At 34.0% G+C, this 12,187-nt stretch carries 11 protein-coding genes and 2 pseudogenes; 7 read left to right on the plus strand and 6 right to left on the minus strand.

Annotated features, from left to right (window positions below):
* Positions 1-22: 22 nt before the first annotated feature.
* Positions 23-772 (minus strand): class I SAM-dependent methyltransferase, encoded by a 750-nt coding sequence (locus tag RPL90_RS08380; protein WP_313547688.1) that lies wholly within the window; start codon positions 770-772, stop codon positions 23-25.
* A 190-nt stretch (positions 773-962) separates the two neighbouring features.
* On the opposite strand from RPL90_RS08380, the gene RPL90_RS08385 reads away from it, so the two are divergent.
* The gene (locus RPL90_RS08385) at positions 963-1,535 is read left to right on the plus strand and encodes a histidine phosphatase family protein (protein WP_313547691.1); all 573 of its coding nucleotides are present in this window, start codon (positions 963-965) and stop codon (positions 1,533-1,535) included.
* Between the two features lie 78 nt (positions 1,536-1,613).
* Here the strand turns inward: RPL90_RS08385 and RPL90_RS08390 are convergent.
* Positions 1,614-1,697 (minus strand): annotated as a pseudogene (locus RPL90_RS08390) (hypothetical protein); the annotation flags it as partial.
* 76 nt (positions 1,698-1,773) lie between these two features.
* A complete protein-coding gene (locus tag RPL90_RS08395) occupies positions 1,774-2,247 on the minus strand; it encodes a peptide-methionine (S)-S-oxide reductase (protein ID WP_313547694.1) in 474 nt (157 codons plus the stop codon).
* Positions 2,248-2,362: 115 nt separating this feature from the next.
* Between RPL90_RS08395 and RPL90_RS08400 the strand changes: the two genes are divergently transcribed.
* Together RPL90_RS08400 and RPL90_RS08405 are read left to right on the plus strand one after the other, a co-directional pair.
* The gene (locus tag RPL90_RS08400; protein WP_313547697.1) at positions 2,363-3,295 is read left to right on the plus strand and encodes a VOC family protein; all 933 of its coding nucleotides are present in this window, start codon (positions 2,363-2,365) and stop codon (positions 3,293-3,295) included.
* A 150-nt stretch (positions 3,296-3,445) separates the two neighbouring features.
* Positions 3,446-3,823, plus strand: coding sequence for a YbaN family protein (locus tag RPL90_RS08405; protein WP_313547700.1), 378 nt, complete (start codon positions 3,446-3,448; stop codon positions 3,821-3,823).
* Positions 3,824-3,848: 25 nt separating this feature from the next.
* Here the strand turns inward: RPL90_RS08405 and RPL90_RS08410 are convergent, their stop codons facing one another.
* Positions 3,849-4,601, minus strand: coding sequence for an IclR family transcriptional regulator (locus tag RPL90_RS08410; RefSeq protein ID WP_313547702.1), 753 nt, complete (start codon positions 4,599-4,601; stop codon positions 3,849-3,851).
* 112 nt (positions 4,602-4,713) lie between these two features.
* Between RPL90_RS08410 and RPL90_RS08415 the strand changes: the two genes are divergently transcribed.
* Both RPL90_RS08415 and RPL90_RS08420 read left to right on the plus strand, forming a co-directional pair.
* A complete protein-coding gene (locus tag RPL90_RS08415) occupies positions 4,714-6,075 on the plus strand; it encodes a gluconate:H+ symporter (protein WP_313547704.1) in 1,362 nt (453 codons plus the stop codon).
* Between the two features lie 15 nt (positions 6,076-6,090).
* Positions 6,091-7,110, plus strand: coding sequence for a zinc-binding dehydrogenase (locus tag RPL90_RS08420; protein ID WP_313547706.1), 1,020 nt, complete (start codon positions 6,091-6,093; stop codon positions 7,108-7,110).
* A gap of 58 nt (positions 7,111-7,168) precedes the next feature.
* On the opposite strand, the gene RPL90_RS08425 is transcribed toward RPL90_RS08420, so the two are convergent.
* Positions 7,169-9,535 (minus strand): DUF4064 domain-containing protein, encoded by a 2,367-nt coding sequence (locus tag RPL90_RS08425; protein ID WP_313547708.1) that lies wholly within the window; start codon positions 9,533-9,535, stop codon positions 7,169-7,171.
* Positions 9,536-9,862: 327 nt separating this feature from the next.
* Here RPL90_RS08425 and RPL90_RS08430 point away from each other — a divergent pair, with 327 nt between their 5' ends.
* Together RPL90_RS08430 and RPL90_RS08435 are read left to right on the plus strand one after the other, a co-directional pair.
* Positions 9,863-10,654, plus strand: coding sequence for an arylamine N-acetyltransferase family protein (locus RPL90_RS08430; protein ID WP_313547710.1), 792 nt, complete (start codon positions 9,863-9,865; stop codon positions 10,652-10,654).
* A gap of 99 nt (positions 10,655-10,753) precedes the next feature.
* Positions 10,754-10,972, plus strand: coding sequence for a hypothetical protein (locus RPL90_RS08435; protein WP_313547758.1), 219 nt, complete (start codon positions 10,754-10,756; stop codon positions 10,970-10,972).
* A 75-nt stretch (positions 10,973-11,047) separates the two neighbouring features.
* Here the strand turns inward: RPL90_RS08435 and RPL90_RS12975 are convergent.
* A pseudogene (locus RPL90_RS12975) lies at positions 11,048-12,186 on the minus strand (glycerate kinase).
* Position 12,187: the final 1 nt, after the last annotated feature.

The following is a 12,187-nucleotide window of genomic DNA, read 5'->3' on the forward strand; positions in this document are numbered from 1 at the left end:
TATGATGTCTCAGGCTCTATTTTTATTTATATGCAAAAACACGAACTCTTCTATAATCAACGGTCCATTGTCCCGCTTCATATAAATCATCCCGCAATAATCTTGAACATGCTTGATAGACATTTTGTTTCTCTTCATCTGTAAAATCTTTAAGTAAATTATCGCTAAACATTACTAACCAATTGACGAGGCCATCCTCACCTTCTAACGGTGTTGGACGATCGAAACTTTCTACTGTAACGTCTTCAAACCCTGCTTTAATTAAATCATTTTTAATCTCTTCATTTTGTCTAAAATTCCACGGAAAATAATCTGGTCGATATGTATAACCTAAATTATGAATCGCTTGCTCAATCGCATCTGACACCATTTTAATATTATGGTAAGCGCCAAATTCCGCTATAAATCTTCCATTATCAGTTAACGCGTTATAACAATTTTTAAATATTTGTAAGTGTTCAAATGTCCAATGAAGTACCGCATTTGAAAATATCGCATCATATTGCTTGACGTCAGATAACGTTGAGGCATCTGCCACTTCAAAGTGCATGTTAGGAAACTTTTTCTGTGCTTGCGCTATCATTTCAGGAGAAGCATCGATACCAGTTACCGTAGCACCTTTTTGTGCGATCTTAGCTGTTAGATCACCTGTACCACAGCCTAAATCAAGAATATGATCTCCTTGTTGCACATTTAAAAATGAAGCAATACCTTCACCATATTTTGCTACAAAACTATGTTTATCGTCGTATAATACTGAATTCCATTTCATGTTGACCACACTCCCTCGTTTATAAAAATCATCACTTTAAAATATCTACAGTTTACATGATTAAATTAAATAAATGCAATCTCTCAATTAAAAATTCACTGCCAATACTTTACTATTTAAATGAAATTTTATTACAATAGATAATAATTAAATTAACAATGCACTCGTAAATTAATAAGGAGCTGTTACGATGACTGAAGTATGTTTAGTCAGACATGGAGAAACAGATTGGAATAAGGCTGGTAAATTACAAGGACGTACTGATGTACCATTAAACGAAACAGGCAAATTACAAGCTCAAGCATGTGGCAATATATTACAACAACAGTCATGGAACGTTATTATTGCGAGTCCATTATCTCGTGCCAAGGATACAGCAAAAATTATTAATACATATTTAAATTTACCTCTACGTGTAATGCCTGAATTTATAGAACGTGGTTTTGGAGATGCAGAAGGTTTAACAGCGGCAGAACGTCACGAAAAGTATCCTAATAGAGATAACAATAATGCAGAATCTACTGAAGTTTTAAACCGTCGCCTTAAAGACGGATTAAATACAATCAATAACGATTATCCAAATCAAAAAGTTTTACTCATAACGCATGGTGCAGCAATTCATCAAATTTTAGATATTTTTGACACTGATAATAAACATAAGCGTGACTTTAGGCTAGCCAATGGTGGTTTAAGCAATATTTATTTTCGTGAAGCAAATTGGCATATTAAAGATACCAATCAAATTACGCATTTAACAGATTAAATTAAAAAGTGGGATGTCATCTATGATGAAGATGACTATCCCACTTTTTGTATTTATATATTTAACGTAAATATATTACTTTTTCTTACGTTTCTTTTCTTCCAATATAGCCATAACTATAAATAAGATTATTAATAGCGGAGACATCATAATAAATATCATGCACACAACACCTTATTTTCACAACAAGTTATATTTGCTATCTTTAGTATCTAATATGCTATCTATTTTTACAATGTTATTGTTTATACTTTCGCATTAATGTGGCAGGAATATGACAATAATCGTTGGGATATTTATCTAGCCTATCTTGATGTTCTTCTGCACTCGGCATATAATTCGCTAACGGTAAGACTTCTACCGCAATGCGATCTTTATCTTCACGTTGGGCAATAAACGCTTTAGCACTTTGTATATGTTGCTCGTTGTCACTATAAATACCAGTGCGATATTTTGGACCGACATCTTCCCCTTGTTGATTGATACTATAAGGATCAATAATTTCAAATAAGTATGCCGTTAACTCTGTCACTGATACAACTTGCGGGTCAAAAGTCGTTTTTACACATTCTACATAACCATCATAATTACCTGTTAATGATTGCGTTTGTCCATTTGCTCTGCCTGCTTCAGTATCAACAACACCTGGCAATGTTTTTACAAATGCTTGTACACCCCACAAACATCCACCTGCCAAATAGATAACTTCCATCAAATTTCCTCCTTAATAGTAATTTTATTATTGTAAATATTCTATCGCACTACAAACTTAAAAACTATCATTACTATCGCTTTTAGTATATTGTTTGATTAAAAGGAGGATATTTATGAACATTATTGGCCACCATCATATTTCTATGTATACGAAAGATGCACAAGCAAACCGAGATTTTTACGTTAATGTATTAGGTCTACGTTTAGTAGAAAAATCAGTCAATCAAGATGATCCTACGATGTATCATTTATTCTTTGGAGATGAAATAGGTACAGAAGGCACGTTATTAAGTTTCTTTGAAATTCCAAATATTGGACAAAATCGCCCTGGTACAAATTCTATTTATCGTCTATCTTTACTCGTACCCAACGTAGAAGCATTACAATTTTTCAAAAAACGTCTAGAACAAGCTGACATTTCAACTACCATAATGACTTATGTTGGACAACCTGCATTATTATTTAAAGACATCGATGACTTAGAAGTGATGTTAGTCGTCAATGATGACTATAAAGTGCCTAGAAAATGGCGCAACAATAGCTATTCCCACGTTCCATCTGACTATCAAATACTTGGTTTAGGTCCTGTCGAACTTAGATTACGTGATACAACACCTACGCTGAACTTTTTAACTCATGACTTAGGTTATAAAGTCAGAAATAATTTAAAGACAGAAGATACTGTTGTCACTTTAGACGAAGATGGTTTATATACTGATTTCGTCATCATTGAACAACAAGGAGAGCGAGTTAAACCCGGACGAGGCTACGTACATCATATCGCAGTGAATACACCTAACGACGAAGACCTCACTGCAGTTTATGAGAAAATTGACACTCTACCACGCAATAACTCAGGTATTATCGATAGATTTTTCTTCAAATCATTATATTATCGCCAAAATTCAATCATGTATGAATTTGCGACGGCGCAACCCGGTTTTACAGTAGATACGTCGATAGAAAATTTGGGCAAACATTTAAATTTACCGGAATTTCTAGAACATAGAAGAGTAGAAATCGAAACAAATTTGCATGACTTATAGTATCAAAAAGTTAGCTCGACTAAGTGAATAGTGGCGCTGACGAAATCTATTGTCTTACGAACTGATAATGTGGTGCATGCGTTTCAATATTGACAAGGCATGCAATATCACATAAAATATGTAAAATCATACTTGGATAAGGATAGAATCATGAGAATAATATTAATTTGTTTAGGTTTCTTTTTTACTTTTTTAGGCTTTTTAGGTGCCATTTTACCTTTATTACCTACGACCCCATTTATCTTACTCGCCGTATTGTGTTTTGCTAAAAGCTCACCCAAATTTCATAACTGGCTTGTTGCTACGAAAATTTATCAACAATACGTGCATAATTTCAAAAAATACAGGGGCTATACATTCAAACAAAAAATTAAAATGTTAATCAGCTTATATATCGTAGTCGGTTTTTCCATAATTATGGTAGACATTATTTTCATCAGAATAGGACTGGTCATTATGTTAGTAATACAAACACTCGTTTTATTCTTAGTAGTTAAAACATTGCCGCCAAATTACGAATCAAAGTAGAGTTGACTATAGTCACCTCTACTTTTTAATTATCATATCCTAAATGTTTTGAGATATTAGTCGCTACTTCAGTTAAATTTTTAACATACAAATCTTTTTTATCTAACTGTGATGTAGAAAATGACAAACTTATAGCACCTTTAACTTCATTTTTATAATTTACAAAATACGTAGCTACACACGTAATACCTTTTTCATTCTCCTCTTTATCTTCAGCATAGCCTTGTTGTCTAATCGTCTCTATTTCTTGCATAAATTCATCAAAATTTGTAATTGTATTATCTGTATAAGCAATAATATCTGTTTGCTCCCAGATTGCTTTTATTATTTCGTTATCATAAGTAGATAATATAGACTTTCCTACAGCCGTACAATACATAGGTGCACGTTGACCTACTTTTGATGCCATCGCTTTAAACATATTATTTGGTGTGAATTTTTCTATATATAAAACCTCTTGATGATCCTCTATAACTAAATGACACGTTTCATTAATTTCATTGGATAATTTACTTATTAAACTTTTAGCAATATTTAAATAATCATTTTTTTGTAAGCTACTATTACCCAATTGGAACATTTTAAAAGATAACGAATATTGATGAGTAAGATTATTTTTTTCAACGTATTTATTTTCTATTAATGCACTGACTAAACGGTGCACTGTTGTTTTCGATAAACCTATCGCCTCAACTAATTCTTTAAGACTAACAGGTTCATTTTTGGCAATATATTCCAATAAAAAAAACGACCTATCCACTGATTGAACTTGCGACATGTTAAAACCTCCTATTATTGACAACGTTTTCATTTTAGATATATACTAATTTAAATTCCTTTTTATGATACATCATTTCATATTATGGAACAAGCAAAGGGGGATATTAATTATGTTTGGGTTTTTCTGGCCACTTATTAGTGTGGTTTTAGGTATTATTGTTTTACTTTTTCTTATTATTAAATGCAAAATCAATGCATTTATCTCACTACTAATTACATCAATATTCACTGGTATTCTATTAGGTATGTCGCTAAATAAAATTATAGATACTGTAGAAAAAGGAATGGGAAGTACATTAGGTAGTGTCGCTATTATTTTCGGATTAGGTGCTATTTTAGGGAAATTAATAGCCGATGGTGGCGGTGCTAACCGCATTGCCGATACACTTATAGATTTATTTGGGGAAAAATATATAAAATGGGCTATGATTTTAGCTTCATTCATAATCGGTATTGCGCTATTTTTCGAAGTCGGCCTTGTTTTACTAATTCCATTAGCGTTTACGATAGCAAAACGTTTAGGCGTTTCTCACATGAAAATGGGAATTCCAATGGCCGTAGCGTTATCTGTTACACATGGTTTTCTACCTCCACATCCGGGACCAGTCGTTATTGCTCAGCAATTACATGCTAATTTAGGCGAAGTGTTACTCTACGGTATCATCATAGCCATTCCAACTATCATTATCGTTGGTGGTTTTTTAATAAATATCTTACCTAGATTTGCACCAAGTGCTTATAAAAAGGAAATTGATATGAGCAATATCATTTCTGAAAATTCCATCGAAGAACAATATAAACCTCGCTTTAGTATCAGTGTGCTAACTGCACTTTTACCTGTCATTCTTATGTTAATTGCAACAGTTGTACAACTTATTACAGGTCACCAAGATAAGCCTAAAAATACTTTTGAGAGTATTGTTTATTTTATTGGTAATGCACCTGTAGCAATGCTTATCTCACTGCTATTTGCTATTTATACAATGGGTATTAGAAGAAAACGTTCGATGAATAGCATTATGGATAGTGCCACATCAGCAATTATTCCTATTGGTATGATGTTACTTATTTTAGGTGCTGGTGGTTCATTCAAAGAAATATTAATCGACGGTGGCGTAGGCCATACAATTGAAAAACTATTTATTGGTACAAGTTTTTCACCAGTAATACTTGCTTGGGTTGTCTCAGCGTTATTTCGTATAGCCCAAGGTTCAGCTACAGTAGCTGCTATTTCTACTACTGGTATTGTATTACCTTTAATCCAAGCTACTGATGCTAACGTAGCATTAGTTACTTTAGCCATCGGATCAGGTAGTATCATACTTTCACATGTAAATGATACTGGCTTCTGGATTTTCAAAGAATACTTCGGTCTTACTGTGAAAGAAACATTTTTAACTTGGTCGGTATTGGAAACTGCCATTTCGGTATGTGGTTTAATATTCGTTTCAATTTTAAATTTAATAATTTAAGAAAGAAGGAAAATTATGAAAGCAATATATATTTACGGAAAAGATAGTATAGCAATGAAAGATATAGACGAAGTTCCTAACAACAGTGCTGAAGAAATTGTACTAATTAAAGTCAAATATGTTGGTATTTGTGGTTCGGATTTACACTATTTAGAAGACGGTACAAGTGGAGCCGCAGTAATTAGAGAGCCACTTATTCCAGGACATGAATTAAGTGGTGAGTTATTGGAAGACATGTCGTATAACGGTCAAACATTACCTAAAGGTACAAACGTCACAGTACATCCAGCAACTTATGGAGAAGAAATTGAATCTGCACCTAATAATCCTGAAGTATGGCCTAATGGTACTTATTTAGGATCTGCTAGATATTTACCACATACGCAAGGTGCTATGATTGAGCAAATGTACGTTAATAAATCTCAAATCATTCCTTTACCAGATAATGTATCTTTAAAACTTGGTGCTTTAGCTGAACCTTTAAGCGTTGGATTACACGGCATTACTTTAGCCAATGGTGTAAAAAACAAAGATGTTTTAGTTTTTGGAGCTGGCCCAATTGGGGTATTAGCAGCTGGCGCAGCATATACATTAGGTGCTAAAAGCGTTACGATTACTGATGTGTTAGACAAACCATTAGAACGTGCAAAACAACTCGGTGATATTAACACTATAAATGTTAAAAATACAGACTTAACAGCAGATACTTATGATGTAATATTAGAATGTACTGGTGCACCACCAGCTGTAACAAGTGCATTTAATGCAGTCAGTGTTGGTGGAACAATTATTCAAATTGGTAATATACAAAATAAAGAAGTTGCATTAAATCTATCACCTATTAACGCTAAACAAATTACTTATCACGGTTCTTATAGATTTAATAATGAAATTGAAAAAGCAGTTGAATTATTAGGTCAAAATCCATTAATAGGTAATGTCATTACACAAATATATAATTTCAATGATTATATTGAAGCTTTTGATATGGCAAAAGATACAGTTAATTCTTCTAAAGTAGTCATCGAATTTTAATAAATTACGAATAATAGAGACGTACATCGACATGTACGCCTCTTTCTTTTGCTTCATATTAGAATCTGTAATCTTCTGAATCTGTATCTTTGTCATCATCGTCTTTGTATTTATTCACACGATTTTTGAACAAGTTATTATTATAGTTATTTTCTTGATTAGCCGAACCTTCATCGTCGAATGATGATTTGCGTTGGTCGTCTACACGACGCTCTTTCGAATTTACATCTGTCGTATTCTCTACATTACTACGTAAATTAGAATTGTCGCGTGTTTCACGGCTATCGCGAGGGCTGATATCTTTGTCATTGCCTTTATTCTCTGTTACGTTGCTTGGTTCAGATTGCTGACTTTCCGTATCATGTTGCGTACTCGCATCCACTTTGTCTGCTTGACTGTGATTGCCATCATATTGATGATAACTTGTTGAGGATTGCTCAGTGTTACCCGATTGTTCAAAACTATTCGTCATATCTTCATGTACGTCTTGATCACCTTGATTGCTAAATTGTTGATTCTCAGTGCTTCTTTCTTCGTGCTCATTAGCGTTACCAAAGGCTTTATCATTGCCTTCATTATTCGTTACGAAACTAGATGAAGATTGCTGACTTTCCGTATCATGTTGCGTACTCGCATCCACTTTGACTGCTTGACTGTGGTTGCCATCATATTGATGATAACTTGTTGAGGATTGCTCAGTGCTACCCGATTGTTCAAAACTATTCGTCATATCTTCATGTACGTCTTGATCACCTTGATTGCTAAATTGTTGATTCTCAGTGCTTCTTTCTTCGCGCTCATTAGCATTACCAAAGGCTTTATCATTGCCTTCATTATTCGTTACGAAACTAGATGAAGACTGCTGACTTTCCGTATCATGTTGTGTACTCGCATCCACTTTGTCTTCTTGACTTGTAGGACGTTCACCAGATTGATGGAAACTATCATTAACATCTTCATGTACGCCTTGGCTATTTGTTTCCCCTGAATGATAATTTGATCTATCATCACGACTTTGAGACGTTGATAACGTATTATCATTTTGTTGCGTTGAACTAAAGTCTTTGTCATTACCTTTGTTATCTGTCACACCGGCATCGGCAACGTTTTGCGTACGTTCACCGCCACGGTAGTTATTAGAACTAACATTTGTATCATGACCTTTATAATTGTCACTCGTTGTTTGTTGGCGATCATCAATGCTATCGTTATTCGTATTATCATTTTGTTGATAATCATTACGCGTATTATTGTAAGATGATTCGTGTTGATTTTCACCTACATGTCGATAAGCATAAGCTGAGTCACTATCGTTACCTTTATTATCTGTAACGTCAGAATCTGTAGTATCTTGTTTTTCACCTACACGATAGTTACTTGTGCTTGCGTTTGTATCGTTATCTTTAAATGCTGTGTCACGCGCCTGCTCATTTGGAGCGTGTTGGCGATCATCAATGCTTGTACTTGCATTGAAAGTTTCATCATTACTACCGTCTATTGTCGTTCTATTATTGTTATTTACATCTTGACTGCTACTTTGTTCACGACGGTCATTTGAATTAACATCTTTGTCGTTACCTCTGTTATCTGTTACGTTATGTTGTTGATTTGTGTAGCGTTCGTCCCCATGACTACTGCCGGCAACAGCGTCTTTATCGTTACCTTTGTTGTCTGTCACACTGTTACGTTGCTCTTTATGGCGTTCATCTTCATGTTTTTGGCTACCAACACTATCTTTGTCGTTGCCTTTATTATTCGTAACATAAGTGTCTTGTTGGCGATTATTATCATGTGCTTGTGATTGATCGCCATGTTTATGTTCGTCATTTCTTTCTTGTACATCGTCTTTATCTTCTTTAGGAGAAGCTGCTACAGCACCAGTCGCTGCTGCACCTGCTGCTGCGCCACCAACTGCTGCGCCTGTCGCTTTTTTATTTGAACCTTTGTCACTGTCATGACCTTTTTCGTCTGATTCGTTAGCGTTATGAATATCATCTTCACGACCGTCTGGCCCATGTGAATCATCAGAAGGTTTAGGTTTTCTTACGAGTAACATAATCCCTGCGATAATCCATAAAATTGCACTAATCCAGTTAAATAATAGAGATACTATACCTAAAATTAATAAGATTATGCCTGCTAATTTTGCTTTCTTTTTAATTAACAATGCAGCAATAATTGCTAAAATTAATACAATAATGCTAATGACAATACCCGTTGATACAAAACTTTTTAACATGCCCGTCATGTTCGTCACGTCGGTTGATGATGCTGAAGGATTGTTTTCTTGAATACTTGTCGATACGTCACTTTTAAAACTTGAGTTACCCATAAATAAAGATGTAATTGCTAGCCCAATAACGAGTAAAAATTGCACTACAATACCTATCCAGGTTAATACTTTTTCACCAGTTCTTTTAATCATAGTCAAAACCCTTTCATTGTTTATTTTTGTTACAAGAATACAAATGGAACTAACCTATTACTTCCATCATTCATTGTGTTATCAAAATTTACGGCTCAAATACCATTTTTAATTAACGTACAATTACAAATGGCCACAATTTTTATAATTTTATTGTTTTGAGTGTAGAAAATTATTATGTAGATTAACAAAATAATAATTTTTATTCTTTTATCCTATTTAAACGTTTTCAAACCTATAAATTAAAATCGTTCTATTTGTAATAAGGAAATTAACGCTATAATCTTAAGATATTACACTAATAAATTACTTAGGAGCTTATAATTTATGAATATCAAAGCATTCGAAAAGCATTTGAAAATAGATAGCACTATGTATGACAGCCCCTCATTGGATGCACTTAATTATTATTTACAACACTTTATGTTCACTGTTCCTTTTGAAAATATAGATTTTCAAAATGGTGTTCCGATTTCAGTCGATATTAATCATCTTTTGGATAAAGTAGTTAATCATCATCGAGGTGGGTTCTGTTATGAATTAAACACATTATTTAAATACTATTTAATCCAGCAAGATTATACGGCAGAAAGTATATCAGCAACGATTCATACACCTGATAACGGTCGTAGCCAACCTGGTTCTCATATGTCTACAGTCGTCACTATTGGTGTTAATCAATACATTGCTGATGTTGGTTTCGGAGATTTGCCTTTAAAAGCTTTACGCATCACAACTCTAGAGAATGCAGAGCCAGTTATTGATATTAATGGCCAATTTCGTGCCATTTTAACGGAAGAAAATAATGTTCACCTTCAAAAATTAATAGCTGGCCAATGGCAAACGTTATACGAGGCAGAATTGATAGCAAGATCTATTGATGAATTTAAAGACAATATTGATTATAACCAATCAAACCCAGAATCGATTTTCGTTCAGCGCCTACTTGTGACACAGCCACAATCGTTTGGCAGAGCCACTATGTCATTCAACCACCTTACCTTAACGAAACAAGGCCACAAAGACCAAGTAGATGTAACTTCCAGTAATTATCGTCAGTTATTGTACGATTATTTTGGTTTAGACGTGACGATTACAAAGTTAGAATCAGACGTATAAACCATAAAAATATTGTGAATAACTTAATTTCTACTTTGATGATTTATTACTTTATTTATAGGGAAAATAATTATAAGTAACAAAATGGAGGGATACATGATGAGTAAAATTGATGACAGAATGGAAAAAGATATCGAAGAAAAACCTTCACGTGCCGAAGGAGATTGGAATACACAACAAGAAATGCAACAAAACGCATTTGAACGTTTAGGCAAAGATTCTGTAATTATCGAAACGTTAGTCATTATGAACATTGTCTTTGCTGTATTTACATTTAGTTTAATCGGTGTTTTAGCATATATGTTTAAAAATAAATAATTGAAAAAATATGTTATTAAATCAAATTGAGTGCGCCTAATGACTAATCACTAGGCGTAATTTTTATTATCATTTTTATCTTCTTGCCAAATATAATCTCATGATTTGTTCCGTTTGCTTGGTAATTAAATCAGCTGTATTAGCTATCGATTGTGATAACGTCATCGGCTTGTTTGCTATACTAAATACCGCTATCAAACCATGGTCATATAAACTATTAGCGATGTTTTGAATACCTCCAACTAAAGCGATACTTGGTATTTCAAATTGATGACCTAAAGTGGTTATGCCTGAAATGACCTTACCTTTTTCAGTTTGACTATCTATCTGACCTTCTCCAGTAATAATCAATTTTATATCATTATCATTTAATACATTATTTAACTTCAATGAAGAAGCTACCAAATCAAAACCTGAATATAACTCGGCATTTAAGCAGCCACAAAGTCCTCCTGCTACACCACCTGCAGCGCCAGCACCTTCCATATTATGTATTGCTACGCCATACTTTTCTTTTATGACATCGGCAAAATGATTTAATGACTCATCTAAGCTTTTGACTAATGCGGTCGATGCACCTTTTGTGGTCCGAAAACATGACTCGCCCCTTGTTCACCTATAAAAGGATTAGATACATCACACGCAATTTTAAATTCACACTCATTCAAACCGCTAACGCTTTGTGAATCATCGATTTCTGTTATGTTCCTTAAAGATAACCCACCTTCGCCAACTAACGCTCCATGCTTGTCTTTAAATTTAAATCCTAATGCTTTCAATATACCTAATCCTCCGTCATTTGTAGCACTACCACCTAAGCAGATAATAAATGTTTTACTACCACTTTCTATAGCATGTTTGATTAACATACCAGTACCGTAAGTAGATGCCTTAGACGGATTTAGTTCGTTTTTATCTAATTTATCTAGACCGGAAGCAGCAGCTAATTCCACGATAGCAGTATTATTAGTACCTGTGATGCCATATTGTGCCTGTATCGTTCTTCCTAGTGGATTGGTAGTTTCTACTGTAACCTGTTTACCTTCAGTAGCTTCAATCATAGCTTCCATCGTGCCTTCCCCACCATCAGCTAGAGGTACTTTTAATGTTGCTATGGCAGGATTAACTATTTGAATCCCTCTTTCAATCGCTTGCGAAACTTCTAATGCAGACAAACTTCCTTTAAAAGAATCTGGAGAAATTAATATACGCATG

The sequence above is a fragment of the Staphylococcus kloosii genome (genome assembly GCF_032139365.1).
Taxonomy (GTDB): domain Bacteria; phylum Bacillota; class Bacilli; order Staphylococcales; family Staphylococcaceae; genus Staphylococcus; species Staphylococcus kloosii_A.

Coding starts and splice junctions, on each gene's coding strand:
- RPL90_RS08405 (WP_313547700.1), top strand. CDS start 3,446: ATGAGAATAATATTAATTTGTTTAGGTTTCTTTTTTACTTTTTTAGGC.
- RPL90_RS08430 (WP_313547710.1), top strand. CDS start 9,863: ATGAATATCAAAGCATTCGAAAAGCATTTGAAAATAGATAGCACTATG.
- RPL90_RS08420 (WP_313547706.1), top strand. CDS start 6,091: ATGAAAGCAATATATATTTACGGAAAAGATAGTATAGCAATGAAAGAT.
- RPL90_RS08410 (WP_313547702.1), bottom strand. CDS start 4,601: ATGTCGCAAGTTCAATCAGTGGATAGGTCGTTTTTTTTATTGGAATAT.
- RPL90_RS08435 (WP_313547758.1), top strand. CDS start 10,754: ATGAGTAAAATTGATGACAGAATGGAAAAAGATATCGAAGAAAAACCT.
- RPL90_RS08395 (WP_313547694.1), bottom strand. CDS start 2,247: ATGGAAGTTATCTATTTGGCAGGTGGATGTTTGTGGGGTGTACAAGCA.
- RPL90_RS08425 (WP_313547708.1), bottom strand. CDS start 9,535: ATGATTAAAAGAACTGGTGAAAAAGTATTAACCTGGATAGGTATTGTA.
- RPL90_RS08415 (WP_313547704.1), top strand. CDS start 4,714: ATGTTTGGGTTTTTCTGGCCACTTATTAGTGTGGTTTTAGGTATTATT.
- RPL90_RS08380 (WP_313547688.1), bottom strand. CDS start 772: ATGAAATGGAATTCAGTATTATACGACGATAAACATAGTTTTGTAGCA.
- RPL90_RS08400 (WP_313547697.1), top strand. CDS start 2,363: ATGAACATTATTGGCCACCATCATATTTCTATGTATACGAAAGATGCA.
- RPL90_RS08385 (WP_313547691.1), top strand. CDS start 963: ATGACTGAAGTATGTTTAGTCAGACATGGAGAAACAGATTGGAATAAG.